Annotated in this window: 22 protein-coding genes and 1 pseudogene; 8 read left to right on the plus strand and 15 right to left on the minus strand. The window is 68.0% G+C overall.

The features are described 5' to 3' along the window. Positions 1 to 421: 421 nt before the first annotated feature. Positions 422 to 1978 carry a mannose-1-phosphate guanylyltransferase/mannose-6-phosphate isomerase gene (locus tag C5F75_RS26045; RefSeq protein WP_059583041.1) on the plus strand — a complete coding sequence of 519 codons (1557 nt, stop codon included), beginning with the start codon at positions 422 to 424 and terminating at the stop codon, positions 1976 to 1978. A 123-nt stretch (positions 1979 to 2101) separates the two neighbouring features. On the opposite strand, the gene C5F75_RS26050 is transcribed toward C5F75_RS26045, so the two are convergent. From C5F75_RS26050 to C5F75_RS26085, 8 genes are all read right to left on the minus strand, one after another. Next, positions 2102 to 3046, minus strand: coding sequence for a transposase (locus tag C5F75_RS26050; RefSeq protein WP_059583044.1), 945 nt, complete (start codon positions 3044 to 3046; stop codon positions 2102 to 2104). Between the two features lie 733 nt (positions 3047 to 3779). Then, complete coding sequence (locus C5F75_RS26055) at positions 3780 to 4361, minus strand: DUF3501 family protein (RefSeq protein ID WP_059583047.1); 582 nt, start codon at positions 4359 to 4361, stop codon at positions 3780 to 3782. Positions 4362 to 4387: 26 nt separating this feature from the next. Further along, positions 4388 to 5725 (minus strand): heterodisulfide reductase-related iron-sulfur binding cluster, encoded by a 1338-nt coding sequence (locus C5F75_RS26060; protein ID WP_059583049.1) that lies wholly within the window; start codon positions 5723 to 5725, stop codon positions 4388 to 4390. Between the two features lie 126 nt (positions 5726 to 5851). After that, positions 5852 to 6274, minus strand: coding sequence for a rubrerythrin family protein (locus tag C5F75_RS26065; protein ID WP_059583052.1), 423 nt, complete (start codon positions 6272 to 6274; stop codon positions 5852 to 5854). A gap of 222 nt (positions 6275 to 6496) precedes the next feature. Then, positions 6497 to 7765 carry an RNA polymerase sigma factor gene (locus C5F75_RS26070; RefSeq protein WP_104012876.1) on the minus strand — a complete coding sequence of 423 codons (1269 nt, stop codon included), beginning with the start codon at positions 7763 to 7765 and terminating at the stop codon, positions 6497 to 6499. Next, positions 7762 to 8178, minus strand: a complete 417-nt coding sequence (locus C5F75_RS26075; protein WP_059573774.1) for a VOC family protein — start codon at positions 8176 to 8178, stop codon at positions 7762 to 7764. The genes C5F75_RS26070 and C5F75_RS26075 overlap by 4 nt, the downstream gene beginning before the upstream one ends. A 26-nt stretch (positions 8179 to 8204) precedes the next feature. After that, positions 8205 to 8624, minus strand: a complete 420-nt coding sequence (locus tag C5F75_RS26080; RefSeq protein WP_104012877.1) for a YciI family protein — start codon at positions 8622 to 8624, stop codon at positions 8205 to 8207. A gap of 125 nt (positions 8625 to 8749) precedes the next feature. Next, positions 8750 to 9103, minus strand: coding sequence for a YciI family protein (locus C5F75_RS26085; RefSeq protein ID WP_059573772.1), 354 nt, complete (start codon positions 9101 to 9103; stop codon positions 8750 to 8752). 207 nt (positions 9104 to 9310) lie between these two features. On the opposite strand from C5F75_RS26085, the gene C5F75_RS26090 reads away from it, so the two are divergent. The 4 genes from C5F75_RS26090 (at position 9311) to C5F75_RS26105 (ending at position 13802) form a co-directional block, all read left to right on the plus strand. Then, a complete protein-coding gene (locus C5F75_RS26090; protein ID WP_059573771.1) occupies positions 9311 to 11182 on the plus strand; it encodes an ExeM/NucH family extracellular endonuclease in 1872 nt (623 codons plus the stop codon). A gap of 287 nt (positions 11183 to 11469) precedes the next feature. Further along, entirely contained in the window at positions 11470 to 11856 is a 387-nt protein-coding gene (locus C5F75_RS26095; protein WP_059573770.1) for a DUF883 family protein, read from the plus strand. Positions 11857 to 11920: 64 nt separating this feature from the next. After that, complete coding sequence (locus C5F75_RS26100; protein ID WP_059573769.1) at positions 11921 to 12505, plus strand: BPSL1445 family SYLF domain-containing lipoprotein; 585 nt, start codon at positions 11921 to 11923, stop codon at positions 12503 to 12505. A 244-nt stretch (positions 12506 to 12749) separates the two neighbouring features. After that, a complete protein-coding gene (locus tag C5F75_RS26105) occupies positions 12750 to 13802 on the plus strand; it encodes an AI-2E family transporter (protein WP_059573768.1) in 1053 nt (350 codons plus the stop codon). Between the two features lie 46 nt (positions 13803 to 13848). Here the strand turns inward: C5F75_RS26105 and C5F75_RS26110 are convergent, their stop codons facing one another. The 6 genes from C5F75_RS26110 to C5F75_RS26140 all read right to left on the minus strand — a co-directional run bounded on the left by C5F75_RS26110 (position 13849) and on the right by C5F75_RS26140 (position 19876). After that, a complete protein-coding gene (locus C5F75_RS26110; protein ID WP_059573767.1) occupies positions 13849 to 14361 on the minus strand; it encodes a hypothetical protein in 513 nt (170 codons plus the stop codon). Positions 14362 to 14557: 196 nt separating this feature from the next. Beyond that, a complete protein-coding gene (locus C5F75_RS26115; protein WP_059573779.1) occupies positions 14558 to 15574 on the minus strand; it encodes an NADP-dependent oxidoreductase in 1017 nt (338 codons plus the stop codon). Positions 15575 to 15611: 37 nt separating this feature from the next. Continuing rightward, a complete protein-coding gene (locus C5F75_RS26120) occupies positions 15612 to 16400 on the minus strand; it encodes an SDR family oxidoreductase (protein ID WP_059573766.1) in 789 nt (262 codons plus the stop codon). A gap of 475 nt (positions 16401 to 16875) precedes the next feature. Continuing rightward, on the minus strand, positions 16876 to 17466 hold the full coding sequence (locus tag C5F75_RS26130; protein ID WP_059573765.1) for a phosphatase PAP2 family protein: 591 nt from the start codon (positions 17464 to 17466) through the stop codon (positions 16876 to 16878). 80 nt (positions 17467 to 17546) lie between these two features. Then, positions 17547 to 18863 (minus strand): Nramp family divalent metal transporter, encoded by a 1317-nt coding sequence (locus tag C5F75_RS26135; RefSeq protein WP_059573764.1) that lies wholly within the window; start codon positions 18861 to 18863, stop codon positions 17547 to 17549. Next, positions 18812 to 19876 carry a helix-turn-helix domain-containing protein gene (locus C5F75_RS26140; protein ID WP_059573763.1) on the minus strand — a complete coding sequence of 355 codons (1065 nt, stop codon included), beginning with the start codon at positions 19874 to 19876 and terminating at the stop codon, positions 18812 to 18814. The genes C5F75_RS26135 and C5F75_RS26140 overlap by 52 nt, the downstream gene beginning before the upstream one ends. A 471-nt stretch (positions 19877 to 20347) precedes the next feature. On the opposite strand from C5F75_RS26140, the pseudogene C5F75_RS37690 reads away from it, so the two are divergent. Together C5F75_RS37690 and C5F75_RS26155 are read left to right on the plus strand one after the other, a co-directional pair. Continuing rightward, positions 20348 to 20425, plus strand: a pseudogene (locus C5F75_RS37690) (helix-turn-helix domain-containing protein); the annotation flags it as partial. Positions 20426 to 20636: 211 nt separating this feature from the next. Next, positions 20637 to 21038, plus strand: a complete 402-nt coding sequence (locus C5F75_RS26155) for an OsmC family protein (protein ID WP_006487795.1) — start codon at positions 20637 to 20639, stop codon at positions 21036 to 21038. Positions 21039 to 21158: 120 nt separating this feature from the next. On the opposite strand, the gene C5F75_RS26160 is transcribed toward C5F75_RS26155, so the two are convergent. After that, complete coding sequence (locus tag C5F75_RS26160; protein ID WP_059573761.1) at positions 21159 to 22040, minus strand: Dyp-type peroxidase; 882 nt, start codon at positions 22038 to 22040, stop codon at positions 21159 to 21161. Positions 22041 to 22525: 485 nt separating this feature from the next. Between C5F75_RS26160 and C5F75_RS26170 the strand changes: the two genes are divergently transcribed. Beyond that, positions 22526 to 24388, plus strand: a complete 1863-nt coding sequence (locus tag C5F75_RS26170) for an ABC transporter ATP-binding protein (RefSeq protein ID WP_059573760.1) — start codon at positions 22526 to 22528, stop codon at positions 24386 to 24388. Positions 24389 to 24555 lie beyond the last annotated feature (167 nt).

The raw sequence follows: 24555 nt of genomic DNA on the forward strand, positions 1-24555 counted from the left end.
TCCTCTTTGAACAGGCGTTTGCCGAACTGCTCCTCGTGCGACCCGTGCCGCACCTTCGATTCAAACGTTGCATGACGCTATTGAAGCGACAAGAAAATTCCGCCTCAAGCGCACAAGTATTTCGAAAAATAATCGGAAATTCTTGCCGCGATCTTTTTTAATTAAATCGGCAGGTTTTCCCGAATCGGTGTGAAACGGGGATTTTTTCAGATGCATTGCGCTTCCCGCTCGCCCTTTGCAGACGGGCATGCCGGGCCGGCACCCGGAATTATTTTTTATTTTTTTATTTCCTGCCGGTGCTACCGCGGAAAATTCTCCCGACCGCATGCGCGGCGGATATCCGGCATTGGGTCCGGTTTTATTGTCGATTTACTTCATGCTACAACGACAGGCACCGACTTCAACCATGGAGAGTGTCATCATGAATGCTCCGGCAGTGGCCGCCGAAACGCGCCATTCTTCTTCCGCCGCACCCGCCGTCGGCACGCCCGCAGCCGGTACGCCCGCCGTCGGCACGCGCCTCGCCGTGCAGCCCGTGATTCTCGCCGGCGGCTCCGGCACGCGCCTGTGGCCGATGTCGCGGGAGCGCTTTCCGAAACAGCTGATCGGCCTGCTCGGCGATCATTCGCTGCTGCAGTCCACCGCACTGCGCCTCGACGGCCTGAGCGCCGATCACCCGCTGAACGACGACGTGCTGATCGTGTGCGGCGAGGATCACCGCTTCACGACCGCCGAACAGCTGCGCCTCACGGCCAAGCGCGCGACGATCATGCTCGAGCCGCTCGGCCGCGACACCGCGCCCGCGCTGACGCTCGCCGCGCTGCGGCTCGTCGCGAACGGCAACGACGCGGTGATGACCGTGATGCCGGCCGACCATGCGGTCGCGGACGTGCCGCGCTTTCACGCGGCCGTCGCGGCCGGCGTGCACTGCGCGGCGCAAGGCAAGATCGCGACGATGGGCATCGTGCCCAAGCACGCGGAAACCGGCTACGGCTACATCCGCGTCGGCGCGCCGCTCGGCGACGCCGGCACGGGCGCCCTCGACGTGCGCCGCCTCGACCGCTTCGTTGAGAAGCCGCACCTCGAACTCGCGCAGCAGTACGTCGCGTCCGGCGAATACTGGTGGAACAGCGGGATCTTCATCGTGCGCGCGTCGGTCTGGCTGAAGGCGATCCGGCAGCTCGAGCCCGCGATCTACGCGGCCTGCGAACAGGCCGTCGCCCAGGGCAAGGAAGACGGCGATTTCTTCCGCGTCGATCGCGACGCATTCGCCGCGTCGCCGTCGAACTCGATCGACTACGCGGTGATGGAGCCGCTCGCGAGCCTGCCGCAACTGTGCGAAAGCGTCGTCGTGCCGCTCGACGCGGGCTGGTCGGACGTCGGCTCGTGGGACGCGATCTGGCAGATCTCGCCGAAGGACGACACCGGCAACGTCGGCCGCGGCCACGTGCTGTTCGAAGGCGCCGAATCGACGTTCGCGCATTCGGAAAGCCGGCTCGTCGCCTGCGTCGGCACGCAGAACCTGGTCGTCGTCGAAACGCCCGACGCCGTGCTCGTCGCGGACAAGTCGCGCGTGCAGGACGTGAAGAAGATCGTCGGGCACATCAAGGCGCGACAGGGCTCCGAAGCGACCGATCACCGCAAGGTGCATCGTCCGTGGGGCCACTACGACTCGGTCGACACCGGCGAGCGCTTCCAGGTGAAACGCATCGTCGTGAAGCCGGGCGCGCAACTGTCGCTGCAGATGCACCACCACCGCGCCGAACACTGGATCGTCGTGCGCGGCACCGCGCGCATCACGCGCGGCGAAGAAACGTTCCTGCTGTCCGAGAACGAATCGACGTACATTCCGCTCGGCGTATCGCATCGCCTGGAGAACCCGGGCAAGATGCCGCTCGAACTGATCGAAGTGCAGTCGGGTGCGTATCTCGGCGAGGACGACATCGTCCGCTTCGACGATACCTACGGCAGACGGTAACGCGTCATGCACCACAGGGCGCCGCTGTAACAGCGGCGCCCGGGCAAGGCACACATGGAGACACCGGACTTCCGCGCGGGCGTCGTGGCACACGACGGCCCGCGCGCCGCACGGCAGCGGCGATCAGCCCACGCGGTACGCGTATTCGTGACGCTCCGACTGCACGGGATCGTTGCGGCTTTCCGACAACGCACCCGCGCGACGCTCGGCGATGAAGCGCTTGATGTCCGATTCCGCGCGCGCCAGCGCCGACAAACCGGCCAGCACTTCGCCTTGCGGCTCGCGCGCCGGTGCGTCGCTCGCGCCGTGTCGATCGATCCACTGGCGCGCCCAGTCGAGCGCGTACTGCTCGGCCGCCTCGGCATCGGTGAAGCGCGGGCCGATCAGGCCCGAGCGCTCGACGCGCCGGTCGTCCTGCGAGATCTCGGCCCACGCGCGATACATCAGGTTCTGCACGGGCTGCGCGATGCCGCTGATCGTATAGCCGCGATATTCATCGACCTGCGGCTCGGCCGCGGCGAAACTCGCCGACGACGCCCGCGCATGGCGCAACTCCGCGGCCGGCGCACCGGGCACCGTGAACGACACGCGAGCGCGGCCGTCCACCTGGTCGTCGCGCATCGTGCTCAACGACGACGCCCCTTCGCCCTGCCAAACGTTTGCCTGCGCAACCGGCAATTGCCACGACTCGGGGTTCTGCCAGAACACGCCGCGCAGACGGTCGTTATCGGGCACGGGCTCCGCGCGGCGAGCCGGCACGACTGCCTCCGGCGGCGGCGGAATATACGCGAACGTGCGCCCGCTGAACTGCGTCAGCACGTCGATCATCTTCAGCAGCGTGCCGTTCGCCAGCCACTCCTCGTAACGGCGGCGGCACGTCGGCCCGGACGGATAGCGGCCCGGCAGCTTTGACCAGGCTTCCCCGGTCGTCAGGATCCAGAGCACCGCGTTGGCGACGACGCGCGGTTCGGCGCGCGGACGCCCACGACGATTCAGCCGGATGGGTTCATCGGCGATCAGCGCTGAAAGGCGAAACCACTCTTCATCGTTAAGCTCATCGAAGAACATAGTCGATCTCTCCACGCAGCCAGGCCGGGGCTGCGATTGGCGGCGCCGTCGCGACACATCGCGTCGCGGGGCGGCCAGGTTGCACATTATGGTTATCCGGCGTTGTGCATACCGGGCGACACCGCACTTTCACGGTGCCGCGATTCCCGGCAATGGCGCACAAATCGCGGTCTCACTCCAATGTGGGAATTTTTGTGCACGAAGCATACCATCCCTAGGGTTTATCTCAATATGACAATGACTTAATGTTACGCACTGAAACAACCTGCCATGGGCGAGCAATCCATTTACGCTTGAATTTTTTTGCGGGATCTTTATGCCGATCGCTGCAAAGGCCCGTCTGGCGGGGCGCCTCAGCGTCTGAAGAATGCCGTCGAACCGGCTGTTACCGTCTGATCCGACCCCGATCGGCAACAATCTCCGGGATTACTTCGGGAAATCGGTAAATCAGGGGAAAATTCGTAACAAGATATTCACGGATCGGTAAATCATTCAATTTGCGTTGAATCAAATTATCTCTCCGCACAATCTCTTTATTGTTTCTCTGCGGGTAATGAAAATACGCTGACGTAGCGCGACCAATGTGTCCCCGCATGCAAATCCGTCACGCTTGTTACATCTTCGCGGGGACCGGCAAGCGGCCGCGCCGCGCGGCATGTGGCGCGGCCGTTGCAGGCCGGAACGGAAAGGAGGAAGCCGGCGTGGTGAACAGCGCGCGACAGTGGCGGTGGCGCTAGCGCAGATCGCCGGCCAGCGACGCGGCCACGTCCGCGTCGACACGCTGCGCCGGCATCGTATAGGCCGGGTGATCGCATCCGATCGACAGCGCCGCCCCGCCCTTGAGCGCCGCGCGCATCGGCACATCGAACTCGAAGCGGACGAAGTGCACGGCCGACGTCTTCTCGGCGTTGTCGCGCTCGAGATCCTCGTCGGCGATCGCGTAGACGCTCCCGTGCCCGTCGACCCGCAGGTAGACGCGATCCTCGACTCCGATCAGCCGCGCGAGCGCCGCGCGCCGTTCGATCTCGTGCTCGTACTCGATCTGCATCGTCGCCTTCAGGTTGGTGCCGTCGGGCACCAGCGGCAGATACGCGTCGAGCTCGGCTTCGATGCCGGCCTCGTCGAAGATCTTCTCGATGTGCAGCATCTCCTGGATCTGGTAGCGGATCGTCGTCTCGTCCTCGAACAGGAAACGCAGGTGGTTGCCGAGCGCCACCGCGCGGCGGCGCTTGTACGCGACGAGCCGCGCGTGTTCGGCCTTGCGGATCTTCGCGTACGCTTCGAGCGTCAGCAGGGAGTCGCGGGTCAGCGTCATGGGTGTCCTCGTGGATGGCCGGCGGCTCAGACGCCGTACGCGCGGCGCAGCAGCGTCAGCGGATGCGCGAGCGGCGCCGGCGGCACCCCGCTCTCGTCGATGCCCTGCACGATGTGATGGCCGGCGAGCGCGCAGTCGGACGACACGACATCCGGCCGAGGCTCGGCCATCGCCTTGAACACGGGCGCACCGATCCGCATCGCGTCCGCATGGAATGCCTTCTTCACGCCGAACGTGCCCGCGTGGCCCGAGCAGCGCTCGACGACGTTCACGCGCGTGTCGGGCACGAGCGACAGTGCATCGGCCGTCTTGCGGCCGATGTTCTGCACGCGCGCATGGCACGGCACGTGATACGACACAGTGCCGAGGCCCGTCTTGAAATCGGTCTTCAGCAGCCCGTCGCGATGCCGCGCGATCACGTATTCGAACGGATCCCAGAACGCGTCGGCCACCGCGCGCACGGCTGCGTCGCCGGGGAACATCAGCGGCAGCTCGCTCTTGTACATCAGCACGCAGCTCGGGATCGCGCCGATCAGCGCATAGCCTTCGCGCGCATAGCGCTCGAGCACCGGAATGTTCACCGCCTTCTTCGCGGCGACGCCGTCGAGATTGCCCTGCTCGAGCAACGGCATCCCGCAGCAGGCTTCGCGCGTGACAAGCTCGTACGGGATCTCGTTGTGCGCGAGGATCGCGAGCAGGTCGTGGCCGATCCCCGGCTCGTTGAAATTCACGTAGCACGTCGCGTAGATCGCGACCTTGCCGGGCGTACGCTCGCCGTCGCGCACCGGCGGGCCGTCCGAGCGCCGAGCGGCGCGCCGGAACTTGCGCGGTGCGAATTCCGGCAGCCACGCGTCGCGATCGACGCCGAGCGCCGCTTCGAGCGCATGGCGCGCGGGCGGCGTGCGGTTCACCGCGTTGACCGCCTGCGTGACGACCGGAATGCCCGCGAAATGGCCGAGCGCATCGGTATTCGACAGCACCTTGTCGCGCAGCGTCGCTTCGCCGCGCTTGTAACGCGCCGCCTTGCCGCGCAGCATCAGGTGCGGGAAATCGACGTTCCATGCATGCGGCGGCACGTACGGGCATTTCGTCATGTAGCAGAGGTCGCACAGGTAGCACTGGTCGACGACCTTGCCGAACGCGGCCTTCGGCACTTCCTCGACGTCACCCGTCGGCGTGTCGTCGACCAGATCGAACAGCGCCGGAAACGCGCCGCACAGCGACACGCAGCGCCGGCAGCCGGCGCAGATGTCGAATACGCGCGTCATTTCGGCGTCGATCGCGGCCTGGTCGTAGAATGCTTCGGACTGCCAGTCGAGTGGATGCCGGGTCGGCGCTTCGAGACTGCCTTCCTTGTGGGGCATGGGGCCCTCCAGCGTGGCGCGCATGCGCGCGGACGCGCCGCCCGTGTAGTGCGGGCAGCGAGCGGCGCACGGCCGCCGGCCAGCGAAATTTTCCGACCGGGCCGTGCGGCCTTGCAGGGGGCCGCGTCAGTCGACGAGTGCGTCCAGCGCCTTCGTATAGCGGTTCGCGTGACTGCGTTCGGCCTTCGCGAGCGTCTCGAACCAGTTCGCGATTTCGTCGAAGCCTTCTTCGCGCGCCGCCTTCGCCATGCCCGGATACATGTCGGTGTATTCGTGCGTTTCGCCGGCGATCGCCGATTCGAGGTTCAGCCGCGACGAACCGAACGGCAAGCCCGTCGCCGGATCGCCGACTGCTTCGAGATATTCGAGGTGGCCGTGCGCATGGCCGGTTTCGCCTTCGGCGGTCGAGCGGAACAGCGCGGCGACGTCGTTCTGCCCCTCGACGTCGGCCTTCGAAGCGAAATACAGATAGCGCCGGTTCGCCTGCGATTCGCCCGCGAATGCGGCCTTCAGGTTGGCTTCGGTTTTGCTGCCCTTGAGTTGAGCCATTTGCGCCTCCGTTCGAGTCGGCGCGGCCGCGTGCGACGCCGGGCCGATCAGATATGTGGGGAACGATGCCGCGCCGGGCGCGCATCGTGCTCTTCAATCTAGGCGCTCGCGTTCGCATCACCCAATAGGCTTTTTCAATGCAGGCGATAGCATGGCGGCAGAGCGCGCGTACCAGGAAAACGGCGTTGCGCGGCGCGTGGCACCGCGCCCGCTCGTCAGGCGTCACGCATCCATCGCGCGCTTGAGCAGCAATTCTCGCTCGCGCTCGTTGCGCGTGAGTTCCGCCGCGCGGCGGAATTCCCGCTTGGCCTCGTCGGTGCGACCGAGCTTCGCGAGCAGATCGCCGCGCACGCTCGGCAGCCAGTGATAGCGCGCGAGCGCCGGATCGTCGCACAGCACGTCGACGAGTTCGAGCGCCGCGGCCGGCCCGAATGCCATCCCCACCGCCACCGCGCGGTTGAGCTCGACGACCGGCGACGGCGCGACTTCGGCAAGCGCGTCGTACAGCGCGACGATCTGCACCCAGTCCGTGTCCGCCGCCTGCCGCGCACGCGCGTGACACGCGGCGAGCGCGGCCTGCAGCGCATACGGCCCGCGCACGCCGCCGAGCTTCGTCGCCCGCTCCAGCGCCGCGAGGCCGCGCCGGATCAGCAACGGATCCCAGCGGCTGCGGTCCTGGTCGAGCAGCAGCACGGGCCGGCCCTGCGCATCGATGCGTGCGTGCATGCGCGACGCCTGCAGTTCCATCAGCGCGACGAGCCCGAGCACTTCGCTTTCGTCCGGCGCGAGCCCGGCCAGCACGCGGCCGAGCCGCAACGCCTCGTCGCATAGCGCCGGACGCATCCAGTCGTCGCCCGCCGTCGCCGCATGGCCTTCGTTGAACACGAGGTAGATCACTTCGAGCACCGACGCGAGCCGCGCGGGCCGCGCATCGGCGGCCGGCACCTCGAACGGCACGTGCGCCGCCGCGAGCGTGCGCTTCGCGCGCACGATCCGCTGCGCGATCGTCGGCTCGGGCGTCAGGAACGCACGCGCGATCTCGCCCGTCGTCAGCCCGCCGAGCAGCCGCAGCGTCAGCGCGACGCGCGCGTCGGTCGACAGCACCGGGTGGCACGACGTGAAGATCAGCCGCAGCAGATCGTCGCCGATGTCGTCGTCGCGCGCGTCGGCGAGCGCGTCCGCGATGTCGGGGACGACATGCGCGTCGAGCGCGTCCATCTCGTGACCGAGCTGATCGCGCTTCGCCGCATGAAGCGACTCCTGCCGGACCCGGTCGAGCGCGCGACGCTTCACGGCCGTCATCAGCCACGCGGCCGGGTTGTCGGGCACGCCGTCGACGGGCCAGTGCTCGAGCGCGGCGACGAGCGTGTCCTGCGCCAGTTCCTCGGCCACGCCGACGTCGCGCACCACGCGCGCGGCGCGCGCGATGATCTTCGGCGCCTCGATTCGCCAGACCGCCTCGATCGCACGATGCGTCGCCTCATGCGTCACGACGCCTGCCCCTGGGCGGACGCCTCCAGCGGCATGGCCATCAGCTCCCACGTGTGGCCGTCGGGATCGGTGAACCCGTGGCCGTACATGTTCGGGTACTCGCGCGGCGCCTGCGGCGCGGCCCCGCCGGCCGCCAGCGCCTTCGCGACGAGCCCGTCGACTTCGGCACGGCTGTCGCACGACAGGCACGACAACACCTGGATGTGCGTGGCCGGATCGATGATGGTCTTGTCGGTGAAGGTCTGGAAAAACGGCCGCACGAGCAGCATCGCGAAGATCGCGTCGCTGATCTTGATGCAGGCGGCCTGATCGTTGGTATAGGCCGGCACGACTTCGAAGCCGAGCGCCTGGTAGAACGTCTTCGCGCGCGGCAGGTCGGCTACCGGCAGGTTGATGAAAACCATCTTGTGCATGACGGGTGCTCCCGGTGAGGTTGGATTCAGGCGTGGCTGCGGCCGACGTGGAGATCGCGGAACCGCTCGACCGCGTCGCTCGGCGTGAGGTCGTCGAGCTCGAACAGCGGCCGCACCTCGATCTCGCAATCGAGCTCGGCGCCGAACGGCGCGGGAAACCGGCGCGTCCATTCGAGCGCCTCGTCGCGCGAGCGCACCTGGATCAGCGTATAGCCGGCGATCAGCTCCTTCGTCTCGGCGAACGGGCCGTCGATCACCGTGACCTTGCCGCCCGCGTAGCGCACGCGCCAGCCATGGGCGCTCGGCCTCAGGCCGTTGGCGTCGAGCAGCACGCCGGCTTTCGCGAGTTCCTCGTGATAGACCGTCATGGCCTCGACCAGCCGGTTGTCCGGCAACGCGTCGGATTCGCTGACGGCGTTCGCCCGGATCATGATCATGAATCGCATCGTTGACTCCTTGTCGTCGGTGGAAGGCGACGCCCGTTCCGCGGCGCCTTACCCGGACGACGGCCGAACGACGGCCGGATCGACACGCGCCACGACAAATCAGGGTAAATACCGAGTCGCGACGCTTACAGGAAGCACGGGCCGACCGCGCGCACCTCGACCGTGCACCATTGCGCGGCCGGGCACTGGCGTGCGATCTCGATCGCTTCCTCTCGCGTGTCGACGTCGACGAGGAAGAAGCCGCCGACCATCTCCTTCGCCTCGGCGAACGGGCCGTCGAGCAGGCGCGTCTCGCCGTCGCGCACCTGCACGCGCGTGCCGCGCTCGGAGCGCTCGAGCGACTCGACGCCGCGCAGCACGCCGCGCGCCTTCAGCGACTCGGCGAACTCGACCATCCGCGCATAGAGCGCCTGACCTTCGTCGAGCGTGCGCTCGGCGCGCTGTTCGGTCGGTTCGACAATCAACAGCATGTAAGACATGGATTTCTCCTGTGGGGGACGGGGCGCGGCGGCCTGCGCCGGGCGAGCGGCACACGACGCGCGGTGCGAAAGCGTAACAGCCGCGAAGCGGCTTGCCGCATCGTTGGCCAACCGGCACTGGCCGGACGGCCATTTCGGCCGCGGTCCGACATTTTGCCTTCAAGATGCGGTCCCGAACTGTCGGATTTTCATCCTGTGGACCGTCTCATGTCACGCCCGCTTCCCCTGTTTGCCGTCGCGCTGTTCGTGGTGTTGTCCGTCATGCCGCCCAAGGCGCTCTTCGCCCGGCCGGCCGCCGCCGCGCTGCCCGTCAGCAGCGGCTGCGGCGGCGCCGCCACGGCGATTGCCGAAATCCGGCGCGCGGGCGGCCCGTCGCCGCTCGCCGGGCAAACGGCGTCGATCGAAGCGGTCGTCACCGCGGCGTTCGGCGGCGCCGACGGCCTGGGCGGCTTCTTCGTCCAGCAGGCCGACGCACAACGCCAACACCGGCCGGGCGTCCCGGAAGGCCTGTTCGTCTACGCACCGAACGCGCGCGTGGCGCCCGGCGATCTCGTGCATATCACCGGCAAGATCGACAAGAAATACGGCCGGACGCAACTCACGCTGTCGGGCGACGTGGCCGTCTGCGCGCGCGGGCAGACGGTCACCCCGGCAGTGCTCACGCTGCCGGTCGCGTCGCCCGCCGTCCTCGCCGCGCACGAAGCCATGCGCGTACGCCTGCCGCAAACGCTGACGGTCAGCGATACCTACGAACTCGGCCGCTACGGCAGCATCGTGCTGAGCAACGGCCGGCTGCGCGCGCCGACCCAGGTCGCGCCGCCGGCCGACGCCGCCGCGCACGCCGCGGCCAACGCGCTGAACCGCATCGTGCTCGACGACGGTTCGAACCGCCGCGACCCGGCGGTCGTCCGCTATCCGCCGCCCGCACTGAGCGCCGCCAACACGCTGCGCGCGGGCTACACGGTACGCGGTGTCGAAGGCGTGCTCGAGCTGCGCTACGGCACATGGCGGCTGCAACCGGTGGCCGGCGCGGCGCCCGTATTCGAGGCCGCCGCGAACCCGCGTACCGCGGCACCGGCCCGGCATCCCGGTGCCGACGTGCGCATCGTGTCGTTCAACGTCTTCAACTATTTCAACGGCGACGGCCACGGCGGCGGATTCGACGCGCCGGCCAACCGCGGCGCGAAAACGCCCGCCGCGTTCGCGCGGCAGGAAGCGAAAATCGTCGCGGCGTTGCGCGCGCTGCGCGCCGACGTGATCGGGCTGATGGAGATCGCGAACAACGGCGACGGCGACGCGAGCGCCATCCGTCGGCTCGCCGCGCAGCTCGGCGACGGCTGGCGCGCGGTCGCCCCCGGCACCGCGCGGCTGGGCCGCGATGCAATCGCCGTCGCGCTGCTGTACGACAGCCGCGCGGTCGAGCCGATCGGGCGCGCCGCCACCGTCTCGCTCGGCCGCCGCCACCGCCCACCGCTCGCGCAGACGTTCCGGCGCATCAACGGCACACGCACGTTCACGGTCGCGGTCAATCACCTGAAGTCGAAGAACTGCCCGCATGCGAGCGGCGTCGATCTCGACCAGTCCGACGGGCAGGGTTGCTGGAATGCGGCGCGCACGCAGGCGGCCGCGCGTCTCGCCGACTGGCTCGCCACCTCGCCGACGGGCAATGCGGCCGGCGGCGTGCTGCTGATCGGCGATCTGAACAGTTATGCGAAGGAAGACCCGATTCGCACGCTCGAAGCGCGCGGCTACACGAACCTCGTCGCCCGCTTCGTCGGCGATGCTGCGTACAGCTACGTATTTCGCGGCGAGGCCGGCAATATCGACCATGCGCTTGCCACGCCGCCCCTCGACGCGCGCGTGAAGGCCGTACGGTTCTGGCACATCAACGCGGACGAACCGGTTGCGCTGCAACCCGTGCCCGATTACAAAACCGCCGCACGGCGGTCGGCTTATTACGCACCCGATGCATACCGCTCGTCAGATCACGATCCCCTCGTCATCGACATCGCGCTGGACCGGGGCGCCGCGCCACCGCCAGCAGGCACGAATCGTGCGCACCGCTCGGGCGTCGAGTAGTGCATTTGCATCAGCATCCAGCCTGCAATGGCACTATTTACCTGAGGCCCGTGGCGACGCCATATTTACCGGACCTTCACTGCGACCTGCTGCTCGACACGCTGCTTCATCCCGAGACGCGAAATTTTTTCAACCGCTGCGCGGCCCCGCGCGGCGGGCTTTCCCGGCGATCCTGCCGACGAATTGAAAATTTGTCTCGAAACTCAATGGGAGGAAGTGAATCACATGGGTTGCTGGGATTCGTCTTATCTTCAAAATGGGCCTGGAATCAAAGGAGGATAAACACCATGGCGCTTACCGACTCGATCGAACACAAGCTGGACCGCGGCCTGTCCGATATCCGCCGCACCGGCCGGCGCGTGGGCCGCACGACGCGCGCGGCTGCCCGCGATCTGCATGCCGACGTGACCGACGATCTGCGCGGGCTGGTCGATGAACTGGAAGATCTGCTGAAAAACGATGGCGATGGCGATATCGCCGCGCTGCGCAAGCGCGTGCAAGCCCGGCTCGATGAAGCGCGCGGCGCGCTCGACTACGCGTCGGGCAGCGCGGCCGCCCGGCTGCGCGATTCGGCCGAGCGCGTGTCGCAGGTCGTGCACGAGAACCCGTGGCAAACCGCCGGCGTCGTCGCGGGCCTCGCCTTCGTCGCGGGCCTGCTCCTTTCCCGCCGTTGAACGGGGCCGCGTGCACCGCCGCCCGCCCCGCCCGTCATCCATCAGACAACGAAGGAGAATCGCCATGCAGAAGTCCCTCGCCATGAAAGCCGCTGCCGCCGTGATGCTCGGCAGCCTCGCCCTCGCCGGCTGCACGACCACGTCCGACAAGCCCGATACCGCCGCGGCCAGCGCGTCCAAGCGTCAATCGATCGACGCCAGCGTGAACGCGACGCTGTCGCGTCTGTATTCGACGGTGCCGGGTTCGCGCGACCTCGTCTCGAAGGCGCGCGGCGTCCTCGTGTTCCCGAACGTGCTGCAAGCCGGCTTCATCGTCGGCGCCCAGTCCGGCAACGGCGCGCTGCGCGTCGGCGGCAGCACCGTCGGCTACTACAACACGTCGTCGCTGTCGGTCGGCCTGCAGGCCGGCGCGCAGTCGAAGGCGGTCGTGTTCCTCTTCATGACGCAGGATGCGCTCGACTCGTTCCGCAAGTCCGACGGCTGGTCGGCCGGCGCCGACGCGTCGGTCGCGGTCGTGAAGGTCGGCGCAAACGGTGCGGTCGACTCCAACACGGCCACCGCCCCGGTGGAAGTGCTGATTCTGACCAATGCAGGCCTGATGGGCGACCTGTCGGTGAACGGCACGAAGGTCACCAAGCTCAACATCTGACGACGCGGCACGCGGCCTCGCGCCGCGTTCGCTTCCCGGCAGCGCCGCGGCCCCGGCCGCGGCGTTTTCGCATGTGCGTCACGCAGCGGCTATGATGGCGGCACCTTTGCGGGCATACTCCGCATGGGCCGCCCCGCGGATGGCCGCGGCGCGTTGCTCCGCGAACCCGTGACGTTCGCGAACCGATCGCGCGCGGGGCAACGAGATTCAATCAAACCACGCATCAATCTGCGCGAATGCACCCATGGATAGCGGACACGATCACCAAAAATTCTTCTATTTCCTGCTGTTCGCGGTTACCGTCGGACTCTGCTGGATCCTCGCGCCGTTCTCCGGCGCCGTCTTCTGGGGCACCATTCTCGCGATCCTGTTCCAGCCCGTGCAGCGCTGGCTGGCCGCGCGCTTCGGCAAGCGCCGCAATCTGGCCGCGCTCGTCACGATGTCGCTGATCATCCTGATCGTGATCCTGCCGCTCGTGTTCGTCACGGCCACGCTCGTGCAGGAAATCGCGTACGTGTACCAGGAGCTCAAGGACGCCCAGCCGAACTATTCGCAGTACTTCCACGACATCATTCACGCACTGCCGACGTCGATCCAGAACCTGCTGCAGAAATACGGGCTGACCAACATCCCGGGCATCCAGAAGAAGCTGACCGACGGCGCCGCGCAGATCAGCCAGTTCGCGGCCACCCAGGCGCTCAGCATCGGTCAGAACACGTTCCAGTTCGTCGTGAGCTTCGGCGTGATGCTGTACATGGTGTTCTTCCTGCTACGCGACGGCGGCGAGATCGGCCGCCGCGTGCGGCGCGCGCTGCCGCTCGACGAAGAGCACAAGAACCTGCTGCTCGCGAAATTCACGACCGTCGTGCGCGCGACCGTGAAGGGCAACATCGCGGTCGCGCTCGTGCAGGGCGCGCTCGGCGGCCTGATCTTCTGGATCCTCGGGATCGAGGGCGTCGTGCTGTGGGGCGCGCTGATGGCATTCCTGTCGCTGTTGCCCGCGATCGGCGCGAGCCTCGTGTGGGTGCCGGCCGCGCTCTACTTCCTGATGATCGGCGCGGTCTGGAAGTGCGTGATCCTCGTCGCGTTCTGCGTCGGCGTGATCGGCCTCGTCGACAACCTGCTGCGCCCGATCCTCGTCGGCAAGGACACGAAGATGCCCGACTGGGTCGTGCTGATCTCGACGCTCGGCGGAATGGCGCTGTTCGGCATCAACGGCTTCGTGATCGGGCCGCTCGTCGCCGCGCTGTTCATGGCGAGCTGGGACATCTACGCACGCGCCGAACACGGCGAATGACCCGCGTCCGTCCGCCGGTGCTCCGCATGCGGGCGGAGATCGCCGCTCAGGGATGACCGATATGGATCACGACGGGCGCCACGGCGCCCGTTGCTTCATCCGCCGCAATCGTCATCACGCCGCCATACGGGCCGACGCGCTGAATCTGGCCCGGCGCCAGCCGCACGCTTCGCCCGGTGTGCGCATCGCGCCACGTTGCGCGCACCGCCGCGCCGCCGTCCGGCGCGAACGGCGCGCCGTCGGGCCCGACCAGCGCCACCTGCGCACCGGCCAGGCGCCGGCCGTGCGTATCGAACCGGAGCGTGGCCGTTGCCTCGCCGTTGGCCGTCTCCCGTGCGTCGACGAGCACGCCCGCCGGGGCATCGAGCGTCACGTCGTAGAGATCGACGAGCGAGCCGGTGAATCGCACGACGCCATCCGGCGCGGGCTGCCCGGCTGCCATCGCGTTCGACATGGCAGTCGACATCGCGAGTACGACACCGAGCCCGACCACCGTCCTCCGTACGCCCCCGGCGCGCGATGCCGCTGCCGATCCCGACCGCTTCGCGTTGTTCCGCATGTTTCCTCTCCTCTGCCGCGTCACCAGAAAAACAGGCGGCGTGACGCGTCGGTCACGCCGCCTGTCTGCTGGCAATCACTTTAGGGAGAGCGGCCGGGACAATATATGGGACAAGTCCTAAACTGCAGCCGGGTTGATCGAACTCAGTGCAATCGACATCGCCCCGCGGCCCGATGCGAGCGGCGTTGCACGCCCGTCACGCGTCCGGGTCGACCCGCAGCACGAGCTTGCCGCGATGGTCGCCGTCGAACAGCCGGTTCAGCACGTCGGGCGCGTTTTCGAGCCCATCGGCCACGGTTTCCTCGGCCTTGAGCCGGCCGTCGCGCAGCCAGCCCGCGAGCGTCTGCACGGCTTCGCGGCTCTTGCGGTAGTCGAGGATCAGGAAGCCGCGCATCGTCAGCCGCTTCGAGATCAGCACGCCGACGTCGTCGGCCGCGCGGCCGCTGTTGTAGTTCGAGATCACGCCGCACAGCGCGACGCGCCCGCCGATCACCATCCGCGACAGCACCGCGCGCATCACCTCGCCGCCGACGTTCTCGAAGTTCACGTGCACGCCGTCCGGCGTCGCCGCCTTCAGTTGCTGGCGGAAATCGTCGGCCTTGTAGTCGACGGCCGCGTCGAAGCCGAGCGTCTCGGTCAGGTAGCGGCACTTGTCCGCGCCGCCCGCGATGCCGACCACCCGCGCGCCGTGAATCTTGCCGATCTGCCCCGCGATCGAGCCGACCGAGCCGGCCGCCGCCGACACGACGAGCGTTTCGCCCGGCTGCACCGGCGCGATGTCGGTCAGCCCGTAGTACGCGGTCAGCCCGCTCATCCCGCACGCGCCGAGCAGCGTCGGCAGCGGCAGGCCCGACTGCGCGGGCAGCTTCACGAGCTGCGCGGCCTGCCCGGCCGGCACGACCGCGTAGTCCTGCCATCCGACGAGCCCCTGCACGAGATCGCCTTCGGCGAAACCCGCGTTGCGCGACGCGACCACGCGGCCGATACCGAGCGCACGCATCACCTCGCCGATCGCGACGGGCGGCAGGTACTGCGGCACGTCGCTCATCCACACGCGGTTGGTCGGGTCCATCGACAGATACAGCACGCGCACGAGCACCTCGCCGTCGGCAAGCGCCGGCACCGGCGTCTCGACGAGCGAAAAATGTTCGCGGCCGACCCGCCCTTCCGGGCGCGTCTTCAGCAGCAGCTGGCGGTTCACGGGTGTCGTCATGCTGTTCTCCTCCAATCGTTGTGGTTCGGGATGCGCGTCAGACCGCGCACATGCCGCCGTCGATCACGAGTTCGGCGGCCGTCACGAAGCGGCTCTCGTCGGACGCGAGATAGACGGCCGCATGCGCGACGTCGTCCGGCTCGCCGAGCCGGCGCAGCGGAATGCCGCGCGCGAGCTTGCGCGTCGCGTCGCGTTCGCCGAGCGACTGGAACAGCGGCTCGACGATTCCCGTGCGGATGAACGCCGGGTGAATCGAATTGCAGCGCACGTCGATCTCGCGGCGCGCGCAGTCGATCGCGACCGATTTCGTCAGCGACGCGACCGCCGCCTTCGACGCGTTGTACGCGGTGAAATCCGGTTCGACCTTGAACGCGGCGACCGACGAGATGTTGATGATCGACGCCGGGTGGCTCTCGGCCAGATACGACAGCGCATGCTTGCAGCCGAGCACGATGCTCTCGACGTTGATCGCCATCACGCGCCGCCATTCGTCCAGCTCGATTTGCGCGGGCGAGCCGATCGAGCCGACGCCCGCGTTGTTGACCAGCACCGACAGCCCGCCCATCGCATCGACCGCCTGCGTGAGCAGCGCCTGCCAGCGCGCTTCGTCGCGCACGTCCTGGGTCGCGGCGAACGCGACCGGCGTCTCATGGCCCGCGTTGAGTTCCTGCGCGAACGCATCGAGCACCACCGCTTCCGCGATGTCGGTGACGAACACGCGCGCGCCGTGCTCGACCATCCGGCGCGCGATCGCGCGGCCGAGGCCGCCCGCAGCGCCCGTGATGTATGCGCACTTGCCGGCGAGGCGCGGGGAAACGATTGTCATGGGCCTGCTCCTGTCGTGAATCGTCGTCGCGGAACGCTGCCGCGACGGGGTTTTCGTGCCTGCCGGGCCGCCGCCGGCCGACGTGCGTCGGTTACCGGTACGCCGGCATGACGGCGCACCGCACGTTTGCGCGAGTATATCGAGATAAGCGCGACGCACGCCGGACCGGCCCGGTACGACAGCCAGCGTACGCGAACGCGGCCGATCGATGAAATGAATATTCGTGATGCCCGGTCATAAGCGCCGTGCATGGCTGGCGCGTCGCCGCGCCGATGCGCGAAGCGGCGGGCGCGGCCGGACGCGCGCACGAGCCGTGCCAGTCGATTATCGGCATGACGGGCGTTGGGTTGCGCATCAAGGAGAACGCAATCGGGAAGATGAACCGGCGGCGAGGCATCGTGCCCTCCGCCGGAAAGCGCCGGACGAACGCCGGCGGCAAGAAAGCGGCGCCGAAGCGCCCGCCGTGGCCCGAAAGTCAGAAGCCGTCGCCCGACGGCGCGCGCACGAACGCGCAGAGCTGCGGCGAATGCGTGTCGATCATCTGCTGGAACGGCGCACGGTGCCCGTACGCGATACCCGACACGAGCAACAGGCAGACCGCCGCGACGCGCGGCGAGAACGTGCGCTGCCGCGCGCCGTCGTAGCCGCGCAGGAACACCAGCGCGACCAGCGCGCCGAGCATCCAGCCGACGGCGACTTCCGGCACGGTATGCGAGTGATCGAACACGCGCGCGACGGCCGTGAGCACGCCGACGGCCAGCCCGGCCGCGATGCCCGGCGCCTTGCCCGGCCGGAACGCTTGCCACAGCATCGACAGCGCCACCGTCCAGACGGACGTCGACAGCATCGTGTGGCCGCTGATCACGCGGAAATCGAACTGCGCGAGCTCGATGCCGCATCCGGCGTACAGGATCTTCGTGGCACCGACGAGCCCCATGCCGGCGGCCAGCAGCAGGCCCCAGCGGGCGGCGAGTCGCCAGTCGGTCAGCGCGAGCCACGCCGCGCAGGTCAATGCGATCGGCAAGGTCAGCGCGGCATCGCCGATGTTGCTGATTTCACTCCACATGACGGACTTCGGAGACGATCGAAAGGCCGCAGTTTACCGCATGCGCGCAGCGCACCTGTGTCAGCCTGTGACAGGCTGTATCAGCCCGCGACACCGGTAATCAACAGCAGGTTCGTGCCGGTGATCACGCCGAACAGCGCCCACGCGAGCACCTGCATCCCGCGGCCGATCGCGTGTTCGCCCATCGTGCGGCGATCGCTGACCGAGCGGATCAGCGGCCACATCGCGAACGGCAACTGCAGGCTCAGCAGCACCTGGCTCCATACGAGCAGTTGCCCGACCGAGCCGTCGCCGAGCCACAGCACGCCGATCAGCGCCGGCACGAGCGCGAGCCCGCGCGTGATCAGCCGGCGCTGGTAGCACGGGATCTTCGTATGCAGGAAACCGTCCATGATCACCTGGCCGGCGATCGTGCCGGTCAGCGTCGAGCTCTGCCCCGACGCGAGCAGCGCGATGCCGAACAGCAGCGCGGCCGCGCCGCCCGCGATCGGCGTGATCAGCCGGTATGCCTGTTCGATGTCGGTCACGTTGTGCTGGCCCGTCGCATGGAATGCCGCGCCCGCGACGACGAGGATCGCCGCGTTGACGAGCATCGCGACGAACAGCGACACGCAGGTATCGATGCGCACGAGCGCGAGCGTGTCGCGGATCACGCCGCGCGTGCCGCCGACGACGTGCCGCGTCTGCACGACCGACGAATGCAGGTACAGGTTGTGCGGCATGATCGTCGCGCCGACGATGCCGAGCGCGAGCACGATCGCATCCTTGCGGTCGTGGCCGGGATCGCCCGGCACGAGCCCGCCGACCACCGCATGCCAGTCGGGCGGCGTGATCGCCACCTGCGCGACGAAGCAGAACGCCATCGTCGCGATCAGCCCGAGCACGATCGCCTCGATCTGCCGGAACCCCTTGCCCTGCAGGCCGAGCACGATCACGGTGTCGAGCGCGGTCAGCACGACGCCCCACGCGAGCGGCACGCCGAGCAGCAGCTTGAACGCGAGCGCGCAGCCGAGCACTTCCGCGATGTCGCACGCGATGATCGACACTTCGGCGGTCATCCACTGCACGACGCGGCCGAACCGGCCGTAGCGGTCGTAGCTCGCCTGCGCGAGATCCTTGCCCGCGACGAGGCCGAGCCGCGCCGCGAGCATCTGCAGGAAGATCGCCGCGATGCTCGAGAACGCGACGACCCACAGCAGCGAATAGCCGAACTGCGAGCCGGCCTGGATATCGGTCGCCCAGTTGCCGGGGTCCATGTAGCCGATCGCGACCAGCAAGCCGGGGCCGAAGAAACGCCTGAGCTTCTGCCAGCGCGGCGCGGCGGCGTCGATCGTGATGCTGCCCTTTACTTCCGACGGGCAGAAAGGGGCGGTGGCGGTAGAGGGGAGGAAGGGCATGGAAACCGGGAATCGAGGTCGCGACACGACGATTCTACGGGTATCCGTCCCGTTTTCCCGCGCGCGGTCGCGCACGCGTCGCAATTCGCCCCGTCGCCGTCGCAACACGCGGCGGCGTGCCCGTCATACGAAACGGGCGACGCCGCGCGGTGCGCGAGGATTTTTTCCCGCTCGGCGACGCGATATTCGGTCGGCGACATCAGCAGGCGCTGGCGAAACAGCTTCGCGAGCCGCTCGCCGCTGCCGAACCCGGTGCGCCGCGCGACCTTGTCGGCCGGCAGCGTCGTATGGATCAGCATGTGGCACGCCCGTTCGAGCCGCACGTGCTGGACGAACTCGGTCGGCGTCACGCCGATTTCCTTCTTGAAGCGCCGCAGGAAATTGCGCTCGCTCATCGCGGCCGCCTGCGCGGCGTCCGCGACCGAGATGCGGTTCACGCTCTGCGCGCGCAACCGCTGCGCGGACATCCGGATCGACGGGCTCGCGCTCAGTTCGCGGAACGCCCACATCGACTGCACGTAGCGCTGCTCGACCGGCCGCGCCATGTTGCTGGCGATTTCCTGCGCGGCGCCGTCGCCGAGGTCGGCGCGGAACATGTCGAGCGCGGCGGCGAACACGTCGGTCTCGCCGGCCGGCGATTCGATCGTCGTGGTAACGCGGTGCCCGGCCCTGCCCGGCCGCCCGTCGACCGACGCCGGCGGCCGCCGCGTGGCGGCGAGCGCGGGCAGATCCATCGCGTCGACGATCCAGCGCGCCTGCTGGCGAATGTCGGCCAGGCGCCGCTGCAATGCGTCGTCCCAGTTGACGGCCGCGCGCTCGCCATGAAGATGAAAGAACGCGAGCGCACGGCGGCTGTGTTCGTCGCCGAGCGGATCGGCCGCGATTCTCACGCCGGACGACGACTGCAACAGTCCCCCGCTTTCGGATACGTACTTGAGCTGGTAATCCACGCCGTACCCATGCAGGCGATTCGCCAGGTTGAAGGCCTCGCCAAGACGCGCGGCCTGGGCCAACGAAAACCCCGTGCTCAAATAGATGATGACCCACCGCTGATCTGCTGCATTCACTGGCCAAGCCCCCGACTTGTTCGACTTCTTCTAATACCGTCGAACTGTCAGGCTTATATTTGGTTTGAATGCGTGCGACAGGACGGCTATCCCGAAATATGAAGCGACGGCATCTTAGCCGAACGGGTAGCGCCTTTGGCGCGAAATGGCCGACGGGGACAGCATGATGGCGGATTACTACAGGCTGCCGCGCGCCGCTGGTATGCCGACACTGAAACGCGTATGCGATGCGGCCGATTATTGCAGCCGCCATGTTCAATGACGAGTGTGTCCGATGGCGTCGTGCATCGGCAAAGCGAACGCTCGCGTATCGGCGCGAACGGCATCGACGTGCATCGAACGCGTGCGATCGCGTCGCACGCCGACGGGCGCATCCGTTGCCCGCGCATCCGTTGGAATCGATCGGTCCTTCACCACGCCGCCCGCGCGCCGCACGTCACGCAACCGGCCGTCACGCATGCGCTCAACCCGCTGCGCGCGCATTTCGACGATCCATTCCCGCTGCTCGCGTACTGGCACGAGTCACGCGACACCGACCGAGCGCATCAGCGGGTGCGCGAACGCATCGTCGCGTGCGTGGGCGGCAGCGCCGGCATCGCCGACGCATCGCGCGCTGCGCACGCGTGCTCGACCGGGAAGGTATGCTGGCGGCTGCACGCCGCCACACGGCGCCTTCTTTCCTCGATCCGCTTACCGGAGACTTGCCATGTCGCTCATCCACGCCGCCGCCGTCCTCGATGCCGACGCACCCGACTACGTCGTCCAGTTGCAGGCCGGCACGCATGCGCTGACCGGCGACGAGGCACCGCGCGAAGGCGGCCAGGATCGCGGGCCGGCGCCGTACGAGTTCGTCCTGGCCGGGCTCGCGCAATGCACGGCCGCGACGCTGCGCATGTACATGCAGCGCAAGACGTGGCCGGCCGCGCGCATCGCGGTGCGCACCGAGCTGCATGCCGATCGCGAAGGCGTGCAGTACGTGCGCCGCGTCGTGACGCTCGACGGCCCGCTCGACGACGCGCAACGCCAGCGTCTCGCGGAGATCTGCGAGAAAACCCCCGTGACGCAGTTCATCAAGCGCGGCACGCGGATCGAGACGACGTTGAACTGACGCACTGACGCACCGACGCACGCCGCAGGCACTCACGCACGGCGCTCGAACGCTTGAAAAACGGAACGGGCGGGCCGCGCATCCAGCGCGACCCGCCCGTTCGTCGATCCCGCCCGACGCTTACAGTCCGAGCGCGGACAGATCCAGCTTGCCGTCCTTCATCGGCGGGCACCAGAAATACGCGCCCGTCAGCGGCCGCGTGAAGCGGAACAGGCCATCGACGATCCCGTCTTCCGCGCCGCTCATCCGGCGCATCTGCACGTCGAATGCGCGGAACGAGCAGCCGAACGCGACGAAGTAGAGGCCCGCCCGGCGCGTGTCCGACCACGGCGACGAACGGCGCAGCATGAACGCCTCGGGCGCGAAGCTTTCCTGCGCGGTGCGCTTCACGTGCGCGAATTCGGGCGCGTCGTCGAGTTCCTCGTTGTCCGAACGGCGGCGCCCGATGATGTCGTCCATCTCGCCCGACGGGATGCGCTCCATCTGGTCGAAGTCGTGCACCCACTGCTGCACCGCGACGAAGCTCGAGCCGTCGAGCCCCGCGCCCTGCCCCGTCACGATCGCCGCGGCCACCGCGTCATCGCCTTCCGGATTCTCGGTGCCGTCCTCGTAGCCGGACAGGTCGCGATCGTTCGAATAGCGGAAGCCGTCGACGGCGTCCTGCAGCACGAACGCCGGCGCCAGCGCGCGTTCGATCGCCCGCGCGCGCAGCACGATCTCGCCGCGGTCGTCCGAGCGCAGCCACACCCACACGTCGGCCGGCGTGATCGGCAGCGTGCGGTCGTTCACGGAGAACGCGGGGTACTCGGTGAGTCCCGGCACCGGGTGCCCGAGATAGGCAGCCAGCGCGTGCCCGAAGCCGACGACCGTGTCGCGTCCGTCGGCGATCTCGCGCAGCGCGGCCAGCGCCGCCGCGATATTGCCGTCATTCGACATCGTGAAAGTGAGGTATCGGGCTGCCGTATCGATCGGAGCCAGGATGCCTTGCTGAACGTCGCTCATCGTTTCCTCGGGAATGGTTCGGAGTGAATCTGTGCGGGCCGCATCGTCGCGCGCCGCGGACGCGCAAGTGTAATCGATGCGCCTGCCGGCCCCGTGCCCGCCATCGCGCAACGTACGCGAAAAGGGGCCAAAACCCCGAATACTAACCGTATCGACGCCGCAACGCCGCATTCGTCAGACGTTGCGGCGCGCGCGACACTCCTGATAAAATCGCGACACGTCTTTTTTCGGCGTCCTTTCAACCGTTCACTTCAGGGAGGTGCAGATGTTCCGAATGCCAGCAACCTTCCCGAACGTGGTCCCACGGCGCAGCTGATCCAGCCCGCCGTCCGCGCCGGCTCCCGAGTTTTCCGCTAACCCGTCAGCCGCGCTTTTCCCGACAGCCCGTTTCGTTCCGCCCGCGTGTTTCGCGCGGCCCGGCTGTTGCGTTTTCGACGTTCTCCGAACCGGAAAGTCCCGTCGCGCGATGCGCCGGGCAACGATACATGACCAGAAAAACCTCCCATCTGGGCGGCCACGCATTCCAGGCCGTCTTCGGCTTCACCGTCCGTTACTGGCGCAAGCAGCCGGCGCGCATCGCCGCGGTCGCGAGCCTCGCGCTGCTCGCCGCGCTCGCCGACGTCCTCACGCCGCTGTTCGCCGGCCGCCTCGTCGACGCGCTGTCGGCCGGCCTGACCGACCGCGCCGCCGCGTGGCATTCGGCCCTCGCCGCGTTCGGCACGCTGGCCGCGCTCGGCATCGGCGCGACCGTGCTGCGCCAGGGCGTCTACCTGAACATCATCACGCTCACGCTGAAGATGATGAGCGAGATCGCCGCCGCGTCGTTCCACCGCGTGCAGCGCTTCTCCACCGACTGGCACGCGAACAGCTTCGCGGGCTCGACCGTACGCAAGATCACGCGCGGGATCTGGGCGCTCGACCTGCTCAACGACACCGTGCTGATCGCGCTGCTGCCGTCGGTCACGATGCTGGTCGGCGCGACCGTGCTGCTCGGCACGCACTGGCCCGTGATGGGGCTCGTCGTCGGCGCGGGGTCGCTGCTGTACATCGCGGTGACGGTCGCGGTGTCGCTCGGCATCGTCGCGCCGGCCGCCCGGCTCGGCAATCTGTGGGATACGCGCATGGGCGGCGCGCTCGCCGACGCCGTGAGCTGCAACGCGGTCGTCAAGGCGTTCGGCGCGGAAACGCGCGAGGAAGCGCGGCTCGCGCGCGTGATCGGCAAATGGCGGCAGCGCACGCGCCGCACGTGGGTGCGCGGCACGTTCAACGGCGGGCTGCAGGGTGCGATGCTCGTCGCGATGCAGGCCGCGATGATCGGCGTCGCGCTGCGTCTGTGGATGAACGACGAGGCGAGCGTCGGCGACATCGCGTTCGCGCTGACGATGTTCTTCATGCTGCAGGGCTATCTGCGCGACGTCGGCATGCACATCCGCAACCTGCAGCGCTCGGTGAACGACATGGAAGAACTCGTCGCGCTCGAACGGCAGCCGCTCGGCATCGACGATCGCCCCGGCGCGCCGGCCATCCGCATCGATCGGGGCGAGATCCGCTTCGAGCACGTGACGTTCCGCTACGGCAACCACCCGGTGCCGCTGTACGACGATTTCTCGATGCGGATCGCACCCGGCGAACGCGTGGGCCTCGTCGGCCATTCGGGGTCGGGCAAGACGACGTTCATCAAGCTGATCCAGCGCCTGTACGACGTGTCGGGCGGCCGCATCACGATCGACGGGCAGGACATCGCGCAGGTGCGGCAGGATTCGCTGCGCAGCCAGATCGCGATCGTCCAGCAGGAGCCCGTGCTGTTCCACCGCACGCTCGCGGAGAACATCGCGTATGCGCGCCCCGGCGCGAGCCGCGCCGACATCGAGCGCGCCGCGCGGCTGGCCAGCGCGCACGACTTCATCGCCGCGCTGCCGGACGGCTACGACACGCTCGTCGGCGAACGCGGGATCAAGCTGTCGGGCGGCGAGCGCCAGCGCGTCGCGATCGCGCGCGCGTTCCTCGCCGATGCGCCGATCCTGATCCTCGACGAAGCGACGTCGAGCCTCGACAGCGAAAGCGAGCTGCTGATCCAGCAGGCGATGGAGCGGCTGATGGTCGGCCGCACGACGCTCGTCGTCGCGCACCGGCTGTCGACCGTGCGCGCGCTCGACCGGCTGCTGGTGCTCGATCGCGGCAAGGTGATCGAGGAAGGCAATCACGATGCGCTGATCCGCATCGACGGCGGCATCTATCGCCGGCTGTTCGAGCGGCAGGCGCTGGAGCTGGCGAAGGGGCTCGCCGATTCGCCGCGCCGCATGGTAGATCGCGACGCCGGGCCGCTGGGCGAACCGGTGGAGGCTTGACGCCAGCGCGTCGCGATGCGGCCCGGCAGCGCGGTCATCGCCGCCGGGCCGTGTCGTCGGCAATCGGTTCCGGATCGAGGCCGTGCCAAGTGAACTGACCCCGCAAAGTTGGACAGTTAAAGGCTAGGCGCCCAAGGGCTGAGTCCTGTATTGCACGGGACTCAGCC

Source organism: Burkholderia anthinoferrum (assembly GCF_002925705.1).
GTDB lineage: Bacteria > Pseudomonadota > Gammaproteobacteria > Burkholderiales > Burkholderiaceae > Burkholderia > Burkholderia semiarida.